The sequence below is a fragment of the Polaribacter sp. genome, from assembly GCF_036480315.1.
Classification (GTDB): Bacteria; Bacteroidota; Bacteroidia; order Flavobacteriales; family Flavobacteriaceae; genus Polaribacter.
Window position 1 is genome coordinate 1 of the sequence record NZ_JAZGGG010000012.1, and the last position, 23718, is coordinate 23718.

The following is a 23718-nucleotide window of genomic DNA, read 5'->3' on the forward strand; positions in this document are numbered from 1 at the left end:
ATACCTCTAAAATTTTCTCGTAATTTGCTCTAAAGCTGTTCATCTATTTAAATGTTTGAAATTCAATTAAATATACGATTCTCTTAATCAATGAACAGCTTTTTTATAATGCACAACAGGTTAATTATTAAATAAAAATAAAAAGCATCAAGAAAGCTAGTTCTTGATGCCGTTTAAATGTTTATGATAAAAATTAAGATAACCTAATAAGCTCTTTTATCATTTCCTTCAAAATAATTAATAAAAGCTTCGTTTACTACTCTATGACCACCATCGGTTGGATAATTTCCTGTAAAATACCAATCACCTAAATTATCTGGGCACGCAATGTGTAAATTATCTACGGTTTGATAAATAACCTCAACATCTGCTTTAATATCCTTTGTTTTTAGCATCTGTGCAATTTTAGCAGAAATGGCTTCATTAGTAAATGGAGCGTAAATTTCTTTTACAAAATTTATAATTTCTTCATCTTTATTACCTTGTTGTGCTTTCGATTTTTGATAAACACTTTCTATAACACCTTCTTGGTTTGTATCTTTTAACAACTCTATAGCGGCATTAAAAGCAATAAAACCATCAATTTTTGCCATATCAATTCCATAACAATCTGGATAACGAATTTGTGGTGCAGAAGAAACAACTACTATTTTTTTAGGACTTAATCTGTCTAAAATCTTAATAATACTTTTCTTTAAAGTAGTTCCACGTACAATACTATCATCAATAATTACTAAATTATCAGTAGGTTTTACAACTCCGTATGTAATATCATAAACGTGTTCTACTAAATCATCTCTACTACTGTCGTCAGCAATAAAAGTTCTTAATTTTGCATCTTTAATTGCAATTTTCTCAAAACGAGGTCTTTCAGATAAAATTTCTGTAACTCTTTTTGCTGACAATTTTGTTCCTCCAGCTAATATTTTTTCTGTTTTTTGTTTATTTAATACATCTTCGGCAGCTTCAGTCATCCCATAAAAAGAAGTTTCTGCTGTGTTAGGAATGTAAGAAAATACACTATTAGAAATATCACTATTGATTGATTTTAAAACCTGTGGAAAAACTAGCTTTCCAAGATTTTTTCTTTCTTCATAAATTGATGCGTCACTTCCTCTAGAAAAGTAAATTCTTTCAAAAGAACAAGATAATTTCTCTCTTGGTTTTAGAACTTGTTTAATTGAAGTTTTACCGCTTTTTTTAATAATTAATGCATGTCCTCTTTCTAATTCTTGAACATCTTCAATCTTTACATTAAATACTGTTTGAATAACTGGTCTTTCAGAAGCAACAACTACAACTTCTTCATCTTCATAAAAATAAGTTGGTCTAATTCCGTTTGGATCTCTTAAAACAAAAGCATCTCCATGACCAACTAAACCAGCCATTGCATAACCACCATCCCAATTTTTTGAAGATCTTTTTAATACTTTTTTTAGACTTAAATTTTCTTCTATATATGGTGATGCATCTTTTTTACTAAATCCTTTTTTCTTCGCTTTTTGATATAATTTTGCCACTTCATCTTCTAAAAAATGACCAATTTTTTCCATAACAGTTACTGTGTCTGTAAACTCTTTTGGATGCTGCCCTAATTCTATCAATTCTTCTAACAATTGTTTAGAATTCGTCATGTTAAAATTACCTGCAACTATTAAATTTTGATGTTTCCAGTTACTTTGACGTAAAAAAGGATGTACACTTTCTATACTATTCTTACCAAAAGTTCCATAACGAACATGGCCTAAAAATAAATTACCAACATAAGGCATGTTTTCTTCTTGCCACGTAACATCATCTTTTTTCTCTGGGTTTTCTTCTAAAACACCATTTAAACGATTATTAATTTGTGCAAAAATATCTTGTATTGGTTGAGATTGATTAGAACGAACTCTGCTAATATATCTTGTACCAGGCGCTACATTAAACTTTACACTTGCAAAACCTGCACCATCTTGACCACGATTGTGCTGCTTTTCCATTAATAAATACATTTTATTAATACCGTAAAAAGCTGTACCATATTTGTCTTTGTAAAACTGTAATGGTTTTTTTAATCTAACTAATGCAATACCGCATTCGTGTTTAATTGCGTCACTCATTTAATGGGTAGTTTTGTTGTGTTTTATGTATAAAAAAATCCGCGTTGTTAGACGCGGATTTTTATTTATTTTAACTCTATATCGAATTGTGTTAATTCTTTAAATGCTTGCAAGCGAGTTTTGACTTCATCGCTTGTTAGTTCTTGCATTCTTTCAGTTCCAAATTTCTCTACACAAAAGGAAGCTAAATTAGAACCGTATATAATTGCATTCTTCATGTTCTCAAAAGAAACATCTTCAGTTTTTGCTAAATATCCGCAGAAACCTCCTGCAAAAGTATCTCCTGCTCCTGTAGGATCAAAAACTTCTGCTAATGGTAAAGCAGGTGCGTAGAACATTTTTCCATCATTAAATAATAGAGCTCCATGTTCTCCTTTTTTAATAACCACATATTTAGGACCCATTGTATGAATCTTTTTTGCAGCATTAACCAAAGAGTATTCTCCACTTAACTGTCTTGCTTCTTCATCGTTAATAGTAATTACATCTACTCTTTTTAAAACAGTATGTAAATCTTCTAAAGCAATGTCCATCCAAAAATTCATAGTATCTAAAACTACTAATTTTGGTCTTTCTGTCATTTGATCTAAAACTGATGCTTGTGTTAATGGGTGTAAATTACCTAACATTACAATACCTGCATCTTTAAAAGCTTCTGGTACAACTGGTGTAAAAGTTTCTAAAACATTTAGCTCTGTAATTAAAGTATCACGAGAGTTCATATCGTTATGATATTTTCCACTCCAGAAAAATGTTTTACCATTTTCATCAATTTCAACTCCATCAGTATTAATTCCTTTAGAGTTCATCATATCTAAATATGATTGAGGGAAATCTCCTCCAACTACAGAAACAACGCCTGTTTGTACTCCAAATTGAGATGCTGACAAGCCAATATAACTTCCTGAACCTCCTAAAATTTTATCTGTTTTCCCAAAAGGTGTTTCAATTGCATCAAATGCAACGGTACCAACTGCTAATAATTTACTCATTTCTTATTTTTTATCAGTAATTTTGCACGGTAATTGCGCAAACGTTTTACAAAGTGCAAAAATAAGTTTTAAAAATGACTATCAAAGAAATACAAGAAGAAATTATTGACGAGTTTTCTATGTTCGATGATTGGATGGAACGGTATGAATACATTATTGATTTAGGGAAATCTCTACCAATCATTAATGAAAAGCATAAATTGGATGAAAATTTAATAAAAGGATGTCAATCTAAAGTTTGGTTATATTCAGAATTAGATGCAGATAAATTAAGGTTTACTGCAGATAGTGATGCTATTTTAACAAAAGGGATTGTGGCATTGTTATTGCGCGTTTATTCTGGGCAAAAACCAAGAGATATTTTAACTACTGAAACCACTTTTATTGATGAAATTGGTTTAAAAGAGCATTTATCACCAACAAGAGCAAACGGTTTAGTGTCTATGGTGAAACAAATAAAAATGTACGCTATAGCACAACAAACAAAATTATAAAAATAAGAAATTACACAATGACAGATAAAGAATTAGAAGAAATAGGAGACAAAATTGTAAATGTTTTAAAAACAATTTACGATCCAGAAATACCTGTAGACATTTACGAATTAGGTTTAATTTACGATGTTTTTGTTTCTGATGAAAACAATGCAAAAATATTAATGACCTTAACATCACCAAACTGCCCAGTAGCAGAAAGTTTACCAGTTGATATTGAAGAAAAAGTAAAATCTTTAAAGGAAATAAACAGTTGCGAAGTAGAAATTACATTCGACCCAACTTGGACTTCAGAAATGATGAGTGAAGAAGCTAAATTAGAATTAGGAATGTTGTAAAACAGTATTCAGTATTCAGTTTTCAAAACTAAAAAACTCTAACGACTGTCATTTCGACGAAAGGAGAAGTCTCAACTTTGAAACTTTGAAACTTTGAAACTTTGAAACTTTGAAACTAAATAGTAAAAAATGGAAAAAGAAATAATAAACAGAGTATCAAATAGTAAATTAAAAACCTTTGACCTAGAGGAAATTTATCCTGAAGGAAAAAGAATTTTGTTTGATATTAAAGATTGGCTTTTTGAGGAAATTATTCTAAAAGAAAAAGATTTTAGAAAATCTGTTAAAAACCATAATTGGTCTCAATACAAAGGCTCATTTGTAGCTGTTAACTGCTCTGTAGATGCAATTATTCCTTCTTGGGCATTTATGTTGGTTGCGGCAGAATTAATTCCGCATGCAAACAAAGTTGTTATTGGTAATTTAGAGCTTTTAGAAACTGTTATTTATCAAGAATTATTAAATTTTATAGACTTTAGAGATTTTACAGATAGCCCAGTTATTCTTAAAGGTTGTGCAGAAAAACCAATTCCGAATTCTGCCTATGCTTTTTTAATTACTAAATTACAACCAATTGCAAAGTCTATTATGTTTGGTGAAGCTTGTTCTACAGTTCCTTTATATAAATCTAAAAAATAATTTTATTTTTACTGCTTGTTTTTTTACTTCATGAAAAAAATATTATTCTTATTATTTTTACTTTCTTCAACATTTTTCTTTTCACAAGAGAAAAAAAAAGACAGTATTCCTAAATGGAAAGTTCATGGTAGGTTTAAGTTTCTTTTCAATCAAGCTAATTTTTCTAATTGGGTTTCAGGTGGACAAGATAATATTGCTGGAAATTTAAATATTAATTACGATTTTAATTACAAAAAAGGAAAATGGAACTGGGATAATAAACTTATTACAACATACGGTTTAAGCCATTTAAGTGGAAAAGGATATAGAAAAACAAACGATAGAATAGAATACAATTCACTTTTAGGCTTGAAATCAGAAGGTTTTTGGTTTTTTTCGTTTTTCACAAACTTTAAAACACAATATACACGTGGTTACGACTACAAACCAACACCTAAATTACCCGTCTCTGATTTCTTCTCACCAGCTTATTTAAGTTTTGGCCCAGGTTTTTTATGGAAAAAAACGGATGATTTCCGTTTCAATATTGCTCCAGCTACCGTAAGATATACTTTTGTAAGTAATGAATTTTCAGGTAAATTTGGTGTAGAAAACGGTCGTAATACTGCTTTTAGTTTAGGTTTTAACTTCTCTGGTTATTATAAGTTTGAAGCAATGGATAATATAGATATTGAAAATATTCTAGCAGTTTATTCAGATTATTTAAATAACCCGCAGAATGTAGACATAGAGTATCAAATGAACATGTTCTTTAAGGTGAATAAGTTTATTAATATGAATATTACACTACATACAATTATAGATTCAAATGCTTCAAAAAGAGTTCAGTTTAGAGAAGAGTTTGGTTTAGGAGTTCGTTATTCTTTTCACAATAAAGTGACTTATTAAAAAAATATTGTCTAATTAGAAAAAGTGTGTTTTTGCACGCTTAAAAATAAAAACAAAATGAAAAAATTATCAATCTTATTTTTATTTGCATTTATTGGCTTTACAACTAATGGTCAAACTGCAGATGAATTAAAAACTGCACAAGCTCCTAAAAAAGCAGAAATCACAAAATTACTAGGAGAAGTAGATGCTTTACAAGCAAAAATTGACGCACTACCAGGTTGGAGAAAAGGTGCTTTTGGTACTATTGGAGGAAGTCTTTCTGGTTTTAATAACTGGTATTCTAGAACTTCGCCAACAGCTTCTGCAGGAAACATTGGTATTACTGTAAATGGTTTCGCTAATTTAATTGAAAAAGATTTTTTCTGGAGAAACTCTGCAGCCGTAAACTTAGGTTGGGTAAAATTAAATGAAAAAGGGGTTTCTGGAGACGAAGGTTTTGACACTGCAACAGATGTTTTTACTATTAGTTCTTTATATGGTAAAAGATTAAATAAAAAATGGGCACTTTCTGCATTAGGTGAATACAGAACAACCATTATAGACAACTTTAACAACCCAGGTTTTTTAGATATCGGTATTGGTATGACTTGGACACCAACTGACAGACTGGTTGTTGTAATACACCCAGCCAATTACAATGTAGTTTTTAGTTCTGGTCAAAATATTTACAGCTCTTCTCCTGGAGCAAAAGTTGTAGCAGACTATAATGCGAAATACAAGAAGTTAAGCGTAAAATCTAATTTATCTATGTTTCAAAGTTATAAATCTTCTGATTTATCTAACTGGACTTGGACAAACTCTTTAGGTTATACTTTATGGAAAGGAATTGGAGTTGGTTTTGAACTAGGTTTACGTAAAAATAAACAAGAAGCTGCTAACTCACAAAATGTACTTTTAGCAAGTGCAGACAACAAATTACAATCTTACTTTTTATTTGGTATGAACTACTCTTTCTAAATAAAACCACAATATTACACTGAAACCTCAAAAAGAAATTTTTGAGGTTTTTTATTTTTGTAACTTTGCACTTCAAACTAAATTATTTATGACATTATTAATAATTTTCGCAACCATTTCTATCTTTTTTTCATTCTTGTGCTCTATACTAGAAGCAGTTTTATTAAGTATTACTCCTACTTTTATCAATTTAAAAAAGAGGGAAGGAAATGAATACGCCACAGAATTAGAAATCTTAAAAAAAGACGTAGACAAACCTTTAATTGCTATTTTAACAATTAATACCATTGCGCATACCGTTGGCGCAATTTTGGTTGGTGTACAAGCAAAAGTTGCTTATGCAGAAATATATGGTACAGAAGTTAAAACAATCTTTGGTATTAAAATTACTGAAGATGTAATGGTTGGTATTGTTTCTACAGTAATGACCATTTTAATATTAGTAGCTTCAGAAATTATACCAAAAACAATTGGCGCAACCTATTGGAAACAACTTGCAAACTTTACCACTAAAGCCTTAAAAATTATGATTTTTCCTTTGAAATGGACAGGGTTTTTATGGGTTTTACAATTAACAACAAAGTTAATTGGTGGAAAAGGACACGGAAGTGTTTTAAGTAGAGAAGGGTTTTTAGTGATGACAGAAATGGCTGAAAAAGATGGTGTTTTTAAAGAAAATGAAAGTAAAGTAATTAAAAACCTATTAGGTTTTAAAAATATAAAAGTAAATGATGTAATGACGCCAAGATCTGTTTTAGAAATTGCTGATGAAACACAAACAATTACTTCTTTTTACAGCGAACATAAAAAATTACGTTTTTCTAGAATCCCAGTATTTTCTGAAAATCCAGATAATATTACTGGTTATTTTCTAAAGGATAATTTATTAGAAGCGATGATTAACGGCAACGGAGAACAAACTTTAGCATCTATAAAAAGAGAGATTATTGTTACAGAGAGAGGTTTAACAATTCCTGATTTGTTTGATAAATTGATAAAAGAAAAAGAACATATTGCATTAGTTGTTGATGAATATGGTTCTGTTAGCGGAATTGTATCACAAGAAGATGTAATTGAAACTTTACTTGGTTTAGAAATTATGGATGAAAGTGATTCTGTTGCAGATTTACAAGCGCATGCAAGAAAGTCTTGGGAGAAGCGTGCAAAAAGAATGGGAACTATTGAAGGTAAAAAAAAATAGAGACAACCTTTTAAGTTATCTCTATTTAATTACCTTTTATTAAAAAAATATTTAGTTTTTTTTCTTCTGTTTTTTTAGTTCACCTTCATGATCTAAAATAATTTCTTCATCTCTGTATTTACAACAAGGATGTACAGAACTATAAGCTTCACTAGTTGCCTCTAGCTTCTTGTCATCAAAACTCATAACATCATGCCCAACTGCTAAGATGTTTTTTTGAATAGCAACAACATCTGTTTTACGTTCATCTAAAATTAGATTTAATTGATGTGATTTTACATTCCAAATTGCAAACTTTACACCTTTAGTTTTTAAAGCCGCAGTTTCTATTCGTTTTTTACACATACCACAAATACCATCTACTTGAAAAGCAATTTTGGCATTTTTTTTCTTTTTCACTTCTTGTGATTGTGCTGAAAAGCCAACCAAAAACAAGCTTAATATAAATACTATTTTCTTCATTTTTATTATTTTTTAATTAATTCTAAATCTTAATCCTGTATAAAATGCACGTCCAAAAATTGGCGAATACACAATTGTAGTATCAAAGTTTGAGCCAAAAGGATTATCGCTTGCTAAAATAGGGCTTTTTTGTTGAACATTTGTAATGTTCTCTGCACCCGCATAAATTTCAAAGCTATCTGAAAATACTTTAGTGACTTGAGAATTTAATAGTTGATAATTGTTAGAGTATTCTGGTAATTGATATTGAACAGGATTACTTGCTGTATTTGGCAAACGTTGTTTACCAATATTATTAAATGTTACATCAAACTTCCATTGCGCACCATTTTCCTGCAATACCGTTTCATAAGAAAGGTTTGCAAAAAATCTATTTTTAGGCTGAATTGGTTTCTGTAAATTTCCATTTTTATAATCTGTAGAAACATCAAAATATTTATAAGCTGTTCTTAAGTTTAAGTTTTCAAACAACTCATAACTTATTTCAACTTGAAAAATATTAGCAATACTTTTTCCATTTAAATTATAAAAAGAAATTTCTTGCGCATTCTCCCAATCTACTACAACTTGATTCTGAAAGTCTGTTCTATAAAAATCAAAAGTAATATCACCTTTTTTATCAAATAGATTAAATTTTTGAAGATAAGAAACACCATAATTCCATGCGATTTCTGGATTTAATCCATAAATATTTCCACCTACATCATCAATTTTAATTTGCCTAGAACTTGCAAATAATTGTTGGTTTTCTGCAAAAATGTTAGCACTTCTTTTTCCTCTACCAGCAGAAGCTCTAAAAACACCTTTCTCCCAAGGAACATATCTTAAATGCAATCTAGGCGTTAAAAACGTACCTAATAAATTATGTGTATCTACTCGTAAACCTGCAGTTAAACTAAAGTCTTCTAAATTAGAGAAAGCGTATTCAAAAAAAACACCGAAGGAATTTTCATTTCTTCCAAAATCGGTAGTATTTACCATTTCGTTATAATTGTCATAAGTATAGTTAACACCTGTTTTAAATTTGTTTCTAGTATCACCAATTATTGAATTAAATATTAGGTTAGAATACACACTTTCATGTTTTATATCATATTTGTTTAAACCAAAAAAAGAATCTTGCTGATGATTGCTGTATGCTAATTGAAAACCAATACTTTGAAAAGGTAGTTCTGGAAAAACATAGCCTAATTTTGCTGAAGTTTCAAAACGTTTTGTATCTATTTCACTTCCCCAAGCATTAGTTATTCCTTTATCTAAAGCTGGGTTAAAGTCAATTTCGCCTGTTTGTTTTTCGTCATTCAAATAACGAACATTAATAAAACTAACCCAACCCTTTTCGGCATCTGTATATTGCCAACGGTTCATTACATTAATCTGATTTGCTAACGGATTGTCTAAAAAATTATCGTCATTTTTATCGAATTTCTGACCTCTATAATTTCCATGAATATATAAACCTGTTTGCCACTTATCGGTCACTTTTTGGTTAAAATGCGTATTTAATTCTAATCTTCCGTTTAAAGAACTGTAAGCATTTAAGAAAAACTTATCATCAGAAAAAGGTTTTACCAATTCTGCGTTTATTTGTCCGGAAATACTTTCATAACCGTTTACAACAGAACCTGCACCTTTTGTAATCTGAATACTTTCTACCCAAGTTCCTGGTGTAAAAGTTAAACCAAAAGCTTGTGCTGCTCCTCTAACTGATGGAATATTTTCTTGTGTAATTAACAAATACGGACTGGTTAAACCTAACATTTGTATTTGTTTTGTACCTGTTAAAGCATCAGAAAAACTAACATCTATAGATGGGTTTGTTTCAAAACTTTCTGCCAAATTACAACATGCAGCTTTTAATAATTCGTCTGAGTTTACCGTAAAAACATTTGCCGTGGTTAAAAAGGACTTATAAGTTGACTGTTTTTTAGTTTTAATTGTAATTTCTTCTAAAACACTTTCTTCAGTTATAAAATGATGAATTGGTTTTTTAGTTTTAATAGTAATTGTGTCCGTTTTATAACCAATATAACTAATAACTAACTTTTTATATTCTGGTTTATATGGTATTGTAAACCAACCTTTTTTATTGGTTACTGCACCTACGTTTGTATTCAACCAATGAACACTTGCGCCTTCTACACCTAAATTATCTTTTGGATTGTTTTTATCCATAATCATTCCCTTAAAATTAGTTTGTGAGAAGATTATAAACGGAATAAGTAGTAAAACACTACTTATAATATATTTTTTCATGATATGATTTTTTAATAATTAACATTCTCTTCATTCTAAAAAATGAAGTTTCTATTGAATAATTATTAATAAATCAAATCAAGAAAGTCTGGTGTAAAACCTGATAATCGAGTGGAATATCTGGTGGAGAGAAGTCTTTATATAAATTTTGATTAGAAGTAATTTCTATAAATAAGTTTGAATAAGAAACAAAAAATGCAGCTAAAAATTGTTGTTTTTTAAAGTCTATTTTATCAATAGAAATTTGTTGCAATTCATCTTGGCCTTCAATTTTATGAATCTCGTCTTTGCAACAATTTTTCTTTTTGGTTACTGAAGTTTTGTCCATCTTCATGTCACAACCTTCCGCTTCACCAACATAAGAAACATCCACCAAAAATTCACCACAATAATGTTTTTCCACCGTAAAAGAAAAGGTAGAAAAAAGCACTAAAAAGGCTAATAAGGTTGACGTTATTTTGGTAAAAACATGTTGCATTCTGATTGCAAATCTACAACAAGAAACTTTAAAATTGTGTTAAAATATATAAATTGATAAAAATGCAAACTATATATTTAGATTCTCGTTTTCACGGGAATGACAATTTTATTTGAAACCCAAGAACTGCGTTCTAGAGAATTCTCTTTCGATTACCTATTGCTTAATTTTTGAGAATAAAATGCTGGTAATAACAACAATAAGAATAACGGTTGAATAATAAATCTTCTGATATAAAATGGTAGTAGATAACCAGATTCAAATTTATCTCTTAATAAAAGTACAAATACAACTATAAGAACCATAAACGCTAGCATTAGAAAAAAACCAGAGAATTTAAGATAATCTTTCCTTTCAAATAAAACCCAAATTATACCTAAAGAAACTAGAGCGTTTAAAGTGTATCTAAAAAGCATATCTATCATTAAGTGCCAAACATTAATTTCTGGCATTGTGGTATATAAATAATCATTTTTAAAGTAGCCAATTAATGGATCATAAAATAATTCATCTGAATAACCTCTTATTACAAACAGTAATAAAAAAAGTAATAACAACAGTATTATTTTAATTATTTTGTTCATTTCTTATATTTAGAAAACTTATTAACCCAAAGAACCCAGAGTAAAAAAACGGTTCCATAAATGAGTGCAGGAAAAACTAGATTATGTAAAAACTCTTGTTGATTTGGGTGTTTGTAAATCATAACAGTTAAAAAAGCAATTCTAAAAACATTAATTATGTAGATAAAAATACTTCCTAAAAAAGCAAATATTATTGTTGCCTTAATAGATCCAGCAAAAGCAACAATAAAAGAAATAAATAGAATTATAACACTAATAGAATTACAACCTTCAATAACTCTAGCCGTATATTGATTTTCTATTAAAAGTTTTACAGAAAGTTCTTCTTCGTGTTGTATATAATCTGCATAATAACCTGCAAACTCTAATAAACTTACAGTTTGTTCAGCTACTTTTGTTGTAATTGACGCCGTTTGAAAAAACCCATCTTTTTGTTGAGAATTTTGTAAGTAAGTAGCATAAATTGCGAACAATATAAAATACGTTGCAAAAAACCTAATTAAAAAAATGACAATGTTTTTATGTTTTTTCACAACATATTTTAATTTATTTTAGCAGCCTCTTTACATGGCGAATATACAAAAATGAAAATAGAAATTTTACAACAAAATATAGATAAAATTATTATTGCTGAAAATTCAGTAAATGATAAGTTACAAGAAATTTGTAATAAACTAAAGAACAGTATTCCATATTATAATTGGGTTGGTTTCTATTTTAATCATGAAGATAAAAAAGAATTAAAACTAGCGCAATATGCTGGTGAAGAAACAGAACACACAACTATCCCTTTTGGAAAAGGAATTTGCGGACAAGTTGCTATAAGTAATGAAAACTTTGTAGTACAAGATGTTTCTGAACAAAACAACTATATATCTTGTGGTTGGAAAGTAAAATCAGAAATTGTAATTCCAATTTTTATTGATGACAAAAATATTGGTCAGATAGATATAGACTCTCACATAGCAAATGTTTTCACCAAAGAAGACGAACAATTATTGGAATACGTTTGCAAAAAAGTAGCAACCATTTTAAGAAAAGTTGGTTAATTCAAAAAAAAAGTCTATGTTTGTTTTATATTACAAGTTTAAATTAACAATTCTATTAATCATTAAACCCCTAAATAATGAGAAATGAAGAATACACTTCGTCCTTTGCCTCTGGCAATCTCAACACAAATTACAACCGTAAACATCAATCATTTATAAGCCAAATTACAAATTGGTTTAGAAATTTTATTGAAAACGCAGAATAACTTTAACTTTAAATTCCCCTAAAATGAAAAAACAAACTACCAGCATTTTGCTGAAGGTATTTCCGTTTCTACGTAAAAGCCAAGAAAAAAAGAGCCCAAGAGATTATACAACTTTAGTTGAAAGCTTTAAAACAAGAGTACAGATAGAATAGTTGTTAATTACTTCTATTTTTTGTTACTATCTTTTATTGTCTTACTAGCTAGGTTTTACTATTTTTGTGTGCTTAACAACACAACACTAAATGAGCACTTCAAAAACAATTAAATCAGCATTAATTTCGGTATTTCACAAAGATGGCTTAGCGCCTATTGTGCAAAAATTAAACGAATTGAACGTAACTATTTACTCTACTGGAGGAACAGAAAAATTCATCAAGGAACTAGGTATAGATGTAGTTCCTGTAGATGAAGTTACTTCTTATCCTTCTATTTTAGGAGGAAGAGTTAAAACCTTGCACCCAAAAGTTTTTGGAGGGATTTTAAACAGACAAGACAACGAAAGTGATGTTGCTGAATTAGCAGAATACAACATTCCGCAAATAGATTTAGTAATTGTAGATTTATATCCTTTTGAAAAAACAGTTGCTTCTGGCGCTGATGAACAAGATATTGTAGAAAAAATTGATATTGGTGGTATTTCTTTAATTAGAGCTTCTGCAAAAAACTTTAAAGATACTTTTACAGTTTCTTCTATGGAGCAATATGATGATTTCTTATCTATCTTATCAGAAAACAACGGAACAACTTCAATAAAACAACGAAAGAAATTTGCAGCAAAATCTTTTAATATTTCTTCACATTATGATACTGCAATTTTTAATTACTTTAATGCTGGTGAAGAGCCTGCTTTAAAAGTGAGTGAAACAAATGCACAAATTTTACGTTACGGAGAAAACCCTCATCAAAAAGGATATTTCTTTGGTGATTTAGACACAATTTTCGACAAACTTCACGGTAAAGAATTAAGTTATAACAACTTATTAGATGTTGATGCTGCTGTAAATTTAATTGAAGAATTTAAGGGGGAATCGCCAACTTTTGCAATCTTAAAGCACAACAATGCTTGCGGTTTTGCACAAAGAAAAACAGTAAAACAAGCTTATGTAGATGCATTAGCAGGAGATCCTGTTTCTGCTTTTGGAGGTGTTTTAATTGCCAACACTGAAATTGACACTGCTACTGCAGAAGAAATTCATAAATTATTTTGTGAGGTTGTAATTGCACCTAGTTATTCAGACGAAGCTTTATCAACCTTAAAAGGAAAAAAAAATAGAATTATCTTAATAAAGAAAGAAGTTGAATTACCAACTACAACAATTAGAACATGTTTAAATGGTAATTTGGTTCAAGATAAAGATAGTATTACAGATCAATTAGAAGATTTAAAATACGTAACTAACAATAAACCTACAGAAAGTGAGTTAGATGATTTATTGTTTGCATCTAAATTGTGTAAAAACACAAAATCGAATACTATTATTTTAGTAAAAAACAAACAATTATTAGCCGGCGGAACAGGACAAACAAGTAGAGTTGATGCTTTAAACCAAGCAATTGAAAAAGCAACTTCTTTTAAATTCGATTTAAATGGTTGTGTTATGGCTAGTGATGCCTTTTTTCCTTTTCCTGATTGTGTAGAAATTGCAGACAATGCAGGTATAAAAAGTGTAATTCAACCAGGTGGTTCTATTAAAGATCAATTAAGCATAGATTACTGTAATTCAAATGGTTTATCTATGGTAATGACAGGAACAAGGCATTTTAAACATTAAAAATTTATAGGCGTTTACAATCAGAAATTTAGTAAGTTTGTAAGAGTATATTAAAAATAAATACAACAAAGATATTTTATGGGTTTTTTTGATTTTATGACGGAAGATATTGCGATCGATTTAGGAACCGCTAATACGTTAATAATCCACAACGGAAAAGTGGTTATTGACAGTCCTTCTATTGTTGCCAGAAACAGAATTACTGGGAAAATCATTGCTATTGGTAAAGAAGCCAATTTAATGCAAGGAAAAACCCATGAAAACATCAAAACAATTCGTCCGTTAAAAGATGGGGTAATTGCAGATTTTGAAGCTTCAGAAGAAATGATTAAAGAATTTGTAAAACAGATTCCATCAATTAAAAAGAAGTTATTTCCACCAGCATTAAGAATGGTTATTTGTATTCCTTCGGGAATTACAGAAGTTGAAAAACGTGCTGTTAGAGATTCTGCAAAACACATGAATGCCAAAGAAATCTATTTAATTTACGAACCAATGGCTGCTGCAATTGGTGTTGGAATAGATATTATGGAACCAAAAGGAAACATGATTATTGATATTGGTGGTGGTACTACAGAAATAGCGGTAATTGCTTTAGGCGGTATTGTTTGTGATCAATCTGTAAAAGTTGCAGGAGATTTATTTACCAATGATATTATGTATTACATGCGTACACAACATAATTTACATGTTGGAGAAGCTACTGCAGAAAAAATAAAAATAAACATTGGTGCTGCAACAGAAGATTTAGATTCTCCACCAGATGAAATGTTAGTTCAAGGAAGAGATTTATTAAGCGGAAAACCAAAACAAGTACAAGTTTCATACAGAGAAATTGCGAAAGCATTAGACAAGTCTATTTTAAGAATTGAAGATGCTGTTATGGAGACTTTATCTAAAACTCCACCAGAATTAGCTGCAGATATTTACAATACCGGAATTTATTTAGCCGGTGGTGGTTCTATGTTAAGAGGTTTAGACAAACGTTTATCTAGAAAAACAGACTTACCAGTTTATGTTGCAGAAGACCCTTTACGTGCAGTTGTGCGTGGAACCGGAATTGCTTTAAAAGAACTAAATAAATACAAAAACGTATTAATGAAATAATACGCTATAAGTTCTCTATACTACAATGCAACAAATTATTTACTTTTTTCAGAAGTTTAAATATTTTCTGTTTTTTTTAATGTTGCAATTTATTGCTATTGCTTTAACATTTAACAACCTTAACTTTCATAAAAGCAAGTATGTAAGTTCTGCGAATGCAGTTACTGGTGGTTTTTATTCTAAAGTTTCTAATATTTCTGAATACCTGAACTTAAAAAAAGAAAATGAAATTTTAGCTGAAGAGAATACGCAACTTAAAAATTTATTAGAAAAAAATACTTCCAATTTATTTCTTATTGATTCAACAGTTGTAGACTCTATAAAGCACCTACAAACATACACCTATACTAGTGCTAAAATCATTAAAAATGATTACGCAAAAGCATTTAATTTCTTAACAATTAATAAAGGTAAAAATCAAGGTATTTCGAAAGAAATGGCGGTAATTAACAGTAAAGGTATTATTGGTATTACAGATAACACCTCTAATAATTACACTAGAGTTCAATCTATTTTAAATAAAAATAGTAAAATAAATGCACGTTTAAAAAATGACAATTATTTTGGCTCTCTTGAATGGGATGGTAAAGATTATAACATTGTACAACTAAAAGACATTCCTAGACAAGCACCTTTAAAAATTGGTGACACTATAGAAACAGGAGGAAAGTCAACTATTTTTCCTGAAGGAATTTTAATTGGAACAGTATTAAAATTTAATCAAGGAAATACAGCTGACAATAAAATTGATGTAAAACTTTTTAACGACATGAGTAGTTTAGGATATATTTCTGTAGTTAAAAACCTTGATAAAAAAGAAATTCAATCAATAGAAACCACAACAAATGAATAAAACATTTCAATTTGTACTTTTGTTTTTTTTCTTACTTTTTTTACAAGTTTTTGTATTAAATAACATTCAATTTTTAGGATATGTAAATCCGTATTTATATATCGCTTTTATTTTCTTTTACCCTTTAAAAGAGAACAGATTTGCATTTTTATTTTTCAGTTTTTTACTTGGTATTTCTGTTGATTTCTTTTCAGACTCAGGAGGTATTCATGCTTTTTCAATACTAACCATTGCATACATAAGATTGTTTTTTATAAGAGTATTTTTCAGAAAATTGCCTACTGACTATCCTTTTTTTAATTTACATTCAGAGTCTTTTGGAAAAGTTTTCAACTACGTTATAACTTTAACAGTAATTCATCACCTCATTTTGTTTTCTTTTGCTAATTTTAGTTTCCAGAATATATCACACGTACTTTTAAACACTTTATTTTCAAGTATTTTTACACTGATTTTGTTCTTTTCGGGAACTTATATTTTTATTAAAAATAAATAATGCAAAGAAGTTTTTTACTCTATTTTTTAATTACAGTTGTTGGTATCATTTTTATTGGGCGTTTATTTCAACTTCAAGTAATTAAAAGTGATAACTACGACCCTATTCATAACGCTGCTGTAAAAGTTGAATATGATTACCCAGAACGTGGTTACATTTACGATAGAAATGATAAATTATTAGTGACTAACCAACTTTCTTATGATGTAATGGTGCAACCCAATCAAGTAAAACCTTTAGACACATTAGAGTTTTGTAAACTTTTAAAAATTGATAAAATTGATTTCTTAAAACGTTTTAAAAAAGCAGAAAAATATGCAAGCTACTTACCTTCTGTTTTCTTAAAACAACTCGCTAAAGAAGACTTTGCTTATCTTCAAGAGAAATTGCATAAATACAAAGGATTTCATATTCAAAAGAGAATTATTAGAGAATATCCTGTAAAAACAGCAGCTAATGTATTGGGTTATATTGGTGAAGTAAATGAAGCTTTAGCAAGAAAAAATAATTATTATCTACAAGGAGAATTAATTGGGAAAGATGGTGTAGAAGTTGAATACGAAGAATATTTAAGAGGAAGAAAAGGTAAAAAATATCTACATAGAAACAGGTTTAATAAAGTTACCGGCTCCTATAGAAATGGAGAAAAAGATACCTTACCAGTAAACGGACAAGATTTAACACTTACACTAGATATTGATTTACAAGAATATGCCCAGAAATTAATGGCAGGAAAAAGAGGCGGCATTGTTGCAATAGAACCTGCTACTGGCGAAATTTTAGCATTAGTAACTGCTCCTTCTTACGACCCAAATATGCTAGTCGGTAGAAAACGTTCTAAAAATTCTGTAATCCTTTTTAAAGACTCTATAAACAAACCTGCCTATGATAGAGGTTTATTGGCTGCTTATGCACCTGGTTCTCCATTTAAAATGATGAATGCTTTAATTGGCTTACAGGAAAATGTTATTAATGAGCAAACAACATTCAAATGTTACAATGGTTATAAATACGGAAACAGAACTAGTGAGTTTATGGGATGTCATTGCGGTATTTTTGGAAGGCCAATTAAACTAAAAACTGCCATTGCTAAATCTTGTAACAGCTATTTTTCTAATACTTACAAGAGAATTGTTGAGCAAAACAAGAATCCTACCGAAGGTGTAGATAATTGGCACAAACACGTTGCTAGTTTTGGAATGGGAAATTATCTTGGGTATGACTTACCTGCTGGAAGTCCAGGATTAATTCCAACCGGAAAATATTACGACGATCAATATAAATACACTTGGAATGGTTCTACTATAATTTCAAATGCAATTGGGCAAGGTGAAGTTTTAACAACACCTATTCAGCTTGCTAATTTTACCGCAGCAATTGCCAATAAAGGATACTTTTACACACCACATGTTTTAAAGAAAGTTGATAAAAAGTCTATTGAAAACCCTAAATACACTGTTCGTAAACAAACTTCTATTAATGAAAAGCATTTTACACCTATTATTGAAGCTATGCATGAAGTTTTTAAAACAGGTACAGGAAAATACAATCAAGTAAAAGGAATAGACATTTGTGGAAAAACTGGAACCGCAGAAAATTTTACAAGAATTGATGGCCAGAAAATACAACTACCAGATCATTCAATTTTAGTTGCTTTTGCACCTAAAGAAAATCCAAAAATTGCGTTGGCTATTTTTGTTGAAAACGGTGGTTACGGTTCTACAATTGCAGCACCAATTACAAGTTTACTTATAGAAAAGTATCTAAACGGAAAAATATCAAAAGCAAATAAGTATAGAGAACAAAACATGTTAAACTTAAGTTTACAAGATATTTATGCTAAACTAATTAAAAAGCCTAAAAAAATTGCGTCAGGAACAGAATAATATCTTTGCTAGAATCGATTGGATTCTAGTTTTCTTGTTTATTTCACTAGTCAGTTTTGGTTGGTTAAATATCTATGCAGCTTCTAAAACTGATGTAGATGTAGAGTTATTTACCTTTTCAACCAAATACGGAAAACAATTAATATTTATTTGTTTAACAGCTCCTTTGATTATTACTATTCTTTTTTTTAATTCTAAATTTTATGAACGCTACGCAAGTATTTTTTATATAATCTCTATTATTTCACTTTTACTTTTATTCCCATTTGGAAAAGAAATTAATGGAGCTAAATCTTGGTTTAACTTTGGGGTTTTAGGACTTCAACCTTCAGAATTTGTAAAAGCTTTTACAGCATTAGCTGTGGCAAAATTATTAAGTGATCGACAATATAATTTAAGTTTGGTAAAAAATCAAATTAAAGCATTCTTTATCATCTTTCTACCTGCTGTTTTAATAACGTTACAGCCAGATGCAGGTTCTGCATTAATTTATCTCTCTTTCTTTTTTGTTTTAAATAGAGAAGGTTTAACACTGAATTATATTTTATTAGGTTCGGCATTTATTCTGCTATTTATTTTAACTATTTTCTTTGGTGCAAATTGGATGCTTTTATCCTTATTCATTCTTATTTCTATACTAGTTGCTTATGTAGTTTACAAAGGTGGAAAACGTTTTCTGCGTTTCAATTGGCATAAGATTCTAGGAGTATATCTAATTGTAGGAGTTTTTGTCCTTGGAACTGGTTACACTTATAACAATGTTTTTAAACAACATCATCGAGATCGTTTCGAAGTTTTATTAGGCTTAAAAGTTGATAATAAAAATATTGGCTACAATTCTTATCAATCTGAACTTACTATTAGTTCTGGAGGGTGGTTTGGAAAAGGGTTTTTAGAAGGAGATATTACACAAGGAGATTTTGTACCAGAACAACATACAGATTACATTTTTAGTACAGTTGGCGAAGAATGGGGTTTTATAGGAAGCAGCATTGTAATTATTTTATTTATGTTAATGCTCTATAGAATTATCTATTTAGCGGAAACACATGCTAATAAATTTGGACGAATTTATGGCTATAGTTTGGCTTCTATTCTATTTTTTCATGTAATTGTAAACATAGGAATGGTAATTGGCTTATTACCAACTGTAGGAATTCCACTACCCTTTTTTAGTTATGGAGGATCTTCTCTTTGGGGATTTACAATACTACTTTTTATATTTATTAGACTAGACGCTCATAAAGACTATGACTGGTAGAGCTGTTAAAATATAAAACTTTTTTAACTTCTTGTGATTGGGATACGCGTCATAAAAAAAGAACAAGTAAAATCCTAGAAGTTTGATTTCTATTATAATTTCGGATACAGTCACAACCAATAATTGGTGCTACTTAAAGTTATAATAGTAATTGTTAAATTTTAAATATTGATAGTAGAATATAGAGATTAAGCTACTTTAGATTAAGTAACTTATATAAAAAAGTAACATAAATTCAAAAATAAATATTAAACTTTTATTTAAAATTGAAGCAATAAAAAAAGCTCTGAATTAAATTCAGAGCTTTTAAATACTTTAGAAAAGTAAAATCTTACAATGCAGCAACGTGCTTTGTTAATTTAGATTTTAAATTTGCAGCTTTGTTTTTGTGGATAATGTTATTTTTAGCTAACTTATCTAACAAAGAAATAACTTTTACTAACGCTCCTTCAGCTTCCTTCTTGTCTTCAACAATACGTAAATCTCTTACAGCATTACGTGTAGTTTTATGCTGGTATTTGTTACGTAACCTTTTAGCTTCGTTACTTCTAATTCTCTTTAATGCTGACTTATGATTTGCCATAATTCTTAATTTATTCGTTTTTTATATTAAAACTTTGTAGTCCGTACGGGAATCGAACCCGTGTTACATGGATGAAAACCATGCGTCCTAACCCCTAGACGAACGGACCATAACAATTAAAACATGCTTCAATTGCGGGTGCAAATATACAACGTTTTTTAAATTGTGCAATAGTTTTTGAAAAAAAAATACTTTTTTTTTCAAAATTAATATGCCTTAGCAAAAAGCACCCTTTTAGACGATGGTTTTCCTGTTAAAACACAAACCCCAACTTCTTCTTTTACGTCATTAGGAATACATCTAATTGTTGCTTTTGTATACTCTTTTATTTTGTCTTCAGTTTCTTCTGTACCATCCCAATGTGCAGAAACAAAACCTCCTTTATTCTTTATTGCTTTTTTAAATTCCTTAAAATCGTCTACTTCAGTTGTATGTTCTTTTCTATAGTCAATAGCTCTGTTAAATAAATTCTCTTGAATTTCTTCTAAAAGATTTTCTATAAATGAAACAGCATTATCTTGAGCAACAGTTTGTTTCTCTAAAGTATCTCTTCTAGCAATTTCTAACGTTCCACTTTCTAAATCTCTATTTCCAATAGCAATTCTTACAGGAACTCCTTTTAATTCGTATTCAGCAAACTTTGCGCCTGGCCTATAAGTATCTCTAGTATCAAACTTTACAGAAATCCCTTTTTCACGTAATTCTTTTACAATTACGATCATTTTCTCTGAAATAGCTTCTAATTGTTCTTCACCTTTATAAATTGGTACAATAACAACTTGAATTGGTGCTAATTTTGGAGGAAGAACCAAGCCTAAATCGTCTGAATGTGTCATTATAAGACCACCAATTAAACGCGTAGAAACTCCCCAAGAAGTTGCCCAAACATATTCTTGCTTTCCTTCTTTTGAGGTATATTTTACATCAAATGCTTTTGCAAAATTCTGACCTAAAAAATGACTTGTTCCAGCTTGTAACGCTTTTCCATCTTGCATTAATGCTTCAATAGTATACGTATCTTCAGCTCCAGCAAAACGTTCGCTATCAGATTTTATTCCTTTAACAACTGGCATTGCCATAAAGTTTTCTGCAAATTCTGCATATACCTCTTGCATTTGTTTAGCTTCTGCTACAGCTTCTACTTTTGTTGCATGTGCAGTGTGTCCTTCTTGCCATAAAAACTCTGCTGTTCTTAAGAATAAACGTGTTCTCATTTCCCAACGAACAACGTTTGCCCATTGATTAATTAATAATGGTAAATCTCTATAAGATTGAATCCAACCCTTATAGGTATTCCAAATAATTGCTTCAGAAGTTGGTCTTACAACCAATTCTTCTTCTAACTTCGCTTCTGGATCTACTCTTAATTTACCTGGATTATCGGGATCATTTTGTAAACGATAATGTGTTACTACAGCACATTCTTTTGCAAAACCTTCTGCATTTTTTTCTTCTGCTTCAAATAAACTTTTAGGTACAAAAAGCGGAAAATAAGCGTTTTCATGTCCAGTTTCTTTAAACATTCTATCTAATTCTGCTTGCATATTTTCCCAAATTGCATATCCGTAAGGTTTAATAACCATACAACCTCTTACTGCAGAGTTTTCTGCTAAATCGGCCTTAACAACCAATTCGTTATACCATTTAGAATAATCGTCTGCTCGTTTTGTTAAATGTTTGCTCATAATCAAAAGTTTGGCACAAATATTGTTACCTTTAAAGTGAAATTTTTGTTAAAAGAATATTATCTATTTCACAAAAACAGTACAAAATTACTATAATTTAGTGTTTTTTAAGCAAGAATTCATCAATAAAAAAGTATTCATCAAAATATATATCATTATGAAACCACGTTCTATAAATTTTAACCAACTTACCTTACTATTTCTAACAAGTTTACTGTTGGTTTCCTGTGGGACTTACCAAAGTGTTTATAATGACGATGGTATTTATGACGATGAAACATCTACTAAACAAAAACGAAAAGTTATTGTTGCAGATGAAGAAGAATATAGAGATTATGAAGATAATTATTTCCTAAAAAAATTAGAGAGTTTAGAAAAAATCGATGACAACGATGTATTTACAGATGTTGATGATTATAATTCTGATGAAAATGAATATGTAGATGATGAAACTATAGACAATACTTTAAATTATAATGCAAACGAACCTTGGGGATATAACGACAATAATGACGTTGTTGTTAATATTAATTTAGGAAACAACAATCCTTATTGGAATGATTATTACGGTTACGGTTATCGTTATAATAATTCTTGGGGTTATAGAAATTGGGGTTTTAGAGGTTATCCTTATTGGAATCAAAACCCATATTGGCATCCTTACCATAACAACTATGCATGGAATATAGGTTTCTACAACCCATATTTTTCTCATAGTTACTATAGTTATGCAAGACCTAACATAAATTATTATAATAACAGATACACCAATAATCGTTATTACAGAAATACAAGATACGGAAGAAGAACTGCTTCTAACAGTACTTACAGAAGATCGAGCACAACACGTTCTAGAAACAATAGCGTAACAAGTAGAAGAAGTTCTACAACAACTAGAAGACCATCGAGTTCAACTAGAAGAAGTTCTACAACAATACCAAGAAGAACTTCTACAACAAGACGTAGTTCTACTACCACAAGAAGAAGCACATCTCCAACTAGAAAAAGTAGTGGTAGCTCTACAAGAAGAAGTTCTGGAAGTAGAAGAAATAACAGTGCAAGTATCAATAGAAACAATAATTCTAATACTAGAAATAGTAGTACAACAAAAAGAACTACAACTACAAGAAGTTCTAGACCAACAACAACTAGACGATCTACAACTTCAACAAGAAATACAACCAGAGCTACAACACCAAGAAGTAGTTCTAATACTAGACGTTCTAGTTCAAGTACAAATTCTAGAAGAAGTTATACTCCTTCTAAAAGAGGTTCTTCTACAAGAAGAGCTACAAGAAACAGCAGAAGTAGCAGTTCAAGAAGCTCTGCATCTTCAAGCAGAAGTAGTTCTAGAAGTTCATCTAAAAGAAGCTCTTCATCATCTAGAAGAAAAAACTAAAACTACATTTTTAAACAAAAAAAAAAC

Annotated in this window: 23 protein-coding genes and 1 tRNA gene; 14 read left to right on the plus strand and 10 right to left on the minus strand. The window is 29.8% G+C overall.

Features of this window, described 5'->3' with window-relative positions; all coding sequences use genetic code 11:
- Nucleotides 1–203 precede the first annotated feature (203 nt).
- Both V3V28_RS02090 and V3V28_RS02095 read right to left on the minus strand, forming a co-directional pair.
- Nucleotides 204–2102 carry an amidophosphoribosyltransferase gene (locus V3V28_RS02090; RefSeq protein WP_331363364.1) on the minus strand — a complete coding sequence of 633 codons (1899 nt, stop codon included), beginning with the start codon at nt 2100–2102 and terminating at the stop codon, nt 204–206.
- Between the two features lie 65 nt (nt 2103–2167).
- Complete coding sequence (locus V3V28_RS02095; protein ID WP_331363365.1) at nt 2168–3094, minus strand: PfkB family carbohydrate kinase; 927 nt, start codon at nt 3092–3094, stop codon at nt 2168–2170.
- Nucleotides 3095–3168: 74 nt separating this feature from the next.
- Here V3V28_RS02095 and V3V28_RS02100 point away from each other — a divergent pair, with 74 nt between their 5' ends.
- The 6 genes from V3V28_RS02100 (at nt 3169) to V3V28_RS02125 (ending at nt 7614) form a co-directional block, all read left to right on the plus strand.
- On the plus strand, nt 3169–3588 hold the full coding sequence (locus tag V3V28_RS02100) for a SufE family protein (RefSeq protein WP_331363366.1): 420 nt from the start codon (nt 3169–3171) through the stop codon (nt 3586–3588).
- 17 nt (nt 3589–3605) lie between these two features.
- On the plus strand, nt 3606–3926 hold the full coding sequence (locus tag V3V28_RS02105) for a DUF59 domain-containing protein (RefSeq protein ID WP_331363367.1): 321 nt from the start codon (nt 3606–3608) through the stop codon (nt 3924–3926).
- Between the two features lie 129 nt (nt 3927–4055).
- Entirely contained in the window at nt 4056–4565 is a 510-nt protein-coding gene (locus V3V28_RS02110) for a DUF2480 family protein (RefSeq protein ID WP_331363368.1), read from the plus strand.
- Nucleotides 4566–4595: 30 nt separating this feature from the next.
- Nucleotides 4596–5453 (plus strand): DUF3078 domain-containing protein, encoded by an 858-nt coding sequence (locus V3V28_RS02115; RefSeq protein ID WP_331363369.1) that lies wholly within the window; start codon nt 4596–4598, stop codon nt 5451–5453.
- A 57-nt stretch (nt 5454–5510) separates the two neighbouring features.
- A complete protein-coding gene (locus V3V28_RS02120) occupies nt 5511–6413 on the plus strand; it encodes a DUF3078 domain-containing protein (RefSeq protein WP_331363370.1) in 903 nt (300 codons plus the stop codon).
- Nucleotides 6414–6501: 88 nt separating this feature from the next.
- Nucleotides 6502–7614 carry a CNNM domain-containing protein gene (locus V3V28_RS02125; RefSeq protein WP_331363371.1) on the plus strand — a complete coding sequence of 371 codons (1113 nt, stop codon included), beginning with the start codon at nt 6502–6504 and terminating at the stop codon, nt 7612–7614.
- Between the two features lie 51 nt (nt 7615–7665).
- Here the strand turns inward: V3V28_RS02125 and V3V28_RS02130 are convergent, their stop codons facing one another.
- From V3V28_RS02130 to xrtF, 5 genes are all read right to left on the minus strand, one after another.
- Nucleotides 7666–8076: a heavy-metal-associated domain-containing protein gene (locus V3V28_RS02130; RefSeq protein WP_331363372.1), complete on the minus strand. Its 411-nt coding sequence runs from the start codon at nt 8074–8076 to the stop codon at nt 7666–7668.
- Between the two features lie 12 nt (nt 8077–8088).
- The gene (locus tag V3V28_RS02135; protein ID WP_331363373.1) at nt 8089–10332 is read right to left on the minus strand and encodes a TonB-dependent receptor; all 2244 of its coding nucleotides are present in this window, start codon (nt 10330–10332) and stop codon (nt 8089–8091) included.
- 73 nt (nt 10333–10405) lie between these two features.
- The gene (locus V3V28_RS02140; RefSeq protein WP_331363374.1) at nt 10406–10810 is read right to left on the minus strand and encodes an HYC_CC_PP family protein; all 405 of its coding nucleotides are present in this window, start codon (nt 10808–10810) and stop codon (nt 10406–10408) included.
- Nucleotides 10811–10962: 152 nt separating this feature from the next.
- Entirely contained in the window at nt 10963–11394 is a 432-nt protein-coding gene (locus tag V3V28_RS02145; protein WP_331363375.1) for an exosortase F system-associated membrane protein, read from the minus strand.
- Nucleotides 11391–11927, minus strand: coding sequence for an exosortase family protein XrtF (xrtF, locus tag V3V28_RS02150; RefSeq protein WP_331363376.1), 537 nt, complete (start codon nt 11925–11927; stop codon nt 11391–11393). Before xrtF ends, V3V28_RS02145 begins: the two co-directional genes overlap by 4 nt.
- Nucleotides 11928–11978: 51 nt before the next feature.
- Between xrtF and V3V28_RS02155 the strand changes: the two genes are divergently transcribed.
- From V3V28_RS02155 to rodA, 7 genes are all read left to right on the plus strand, one after another.
- Nucleotides 11979–12443 (plus strand): GAF domain-containing protein, encoded by a 465-nt coding sequence (locus V3V28_RS02155; protein WP_331363377.1) that lies wholly within the window; start codon nt 11979–11981, stop codon nt 12441–12443.
- 448 nt (nt 12444–12891) lie between these two features.
- On the plus strand, nt 12892–14421 hold the full coding sequence (gene purH, locus V3V28_RS02160; RefSeq protein ID WP_331363378.1) for a bifunctional phosphoribosylaminoimidazolecarboxamide formyltransferase/IMP cyclohydrolase: 1530 nt from the start codon (nt 12892–12894) through the stop codon (nt 14419–14421).
- Between the two features lie 78 nt (nt 14422–14499).
- Entirely contained in the window at nt 14500–15528 is a 1029-nt protein-coding gene (locus V3V28_RS02165; protein ID WP_331363379.1) for a rod shape-determining protein, read from the plus strand.
- Between the two features lie 79 nt (nt 15529–15607).
- The gene (mreC, locus tag V3V28_RS02170; protein WP_331363380.1) at nt 15608–16381 is read left to right on the plus strand and encodes a rod shape-determining protein MreC; all 774 of its coding nucleotides are present in this window, start codon (nt 15608–15610) and stop codon (nt 16379–16381) included.
- On the plus strand, nt 16374–16877 hold the full coding sequence (gene mreD / locus V3V28_RS02175) for a rod shape-determining protein MreD (protein WP_331363381.1): 504 nt from the start codon (nt 16374–16376) through the stop codon (nt 16875–16877). The genes mreC and mreD overlap by 8 nt, the downstream gene beginning before the upstream one ends.
- Entirely contained in the window at nt 16877–18763 is a 1887-nt protein-coding gene (gene mrdA, locus V3V28_RS02180) for a penicillin-binding protein 2 (RefSeq protein ID WP_331363382.1), read from the plus strand. Before mreD ends, mrdA begins: the two co-directional genes overlap by 1 nt.
- Nucleotides 18744–20024: a rod shape-determining protein RodA gene (rodA, locus tag V3V28_RS02185; protein ID WP_331363383.1), complete on the plus strand. Its 1281-nt coding sequence runs from the start codon at nt 18744–18746 to the stop codon at nt 20022–20024. The genes mrdA and rodA overlap by 20 nt, the downstream gene beginning before the upstream one ends.
- 331 nt (nt 20025–20355) lie before the next feature.
- Here rodA and rpsT read toward each other — a convergent pair whose 3' ends face one another.
- The 3 genes from rpsT to proS form a co-directional block, all read right to left on the minus strand.
- Complete coding sequence (gene rpsT, locus V3V28_RS02190; RefSeq protein WP_331363384.1) at nt 20356–20607, minus strand: 30S ribosomal protein S20; 252 nt, start codon at nt 20605–20607, stop codon at nt 20356–20358.
- A gap of 37 nt (nt 20608–20644) precedes the next feature.
- Nucleotides 20645–20716 (minus strand) — tRNA-Glu (locus tag V3V28_RS02195).
- Between the two features lie 97 nt (nt 20717–20813).
- The gene (gene proS / locus V3V28_RS02200) at nt 20814–22292 is read right to left on the minus strand and encodes a proline--tRNA ligase (protein ID WP_331363385.1); all 1479 of its coding nucleotides are present in this window, start codon (nt 22290–22292) and stop codon (nt 20814–20816) included.
- Between the two features lie 157 nt (nt 22293–22449).
- Between proS and V3V28_RS02205 the strand changes: the two genes are divergently transcribed.
- Nucleotides 22450–23691: a hypothetical protein gene (locus tag V3V28_RS02205; RefSeq protein WP_331363386.1), complete on the plus strand. Its 1242-nt coding sequence runs from the start codon at nt 22450–22452 to the stop codon at nt 23689–23691.
- Nucleotides 23692–23718: the final 27 nt, after the last annotated feature.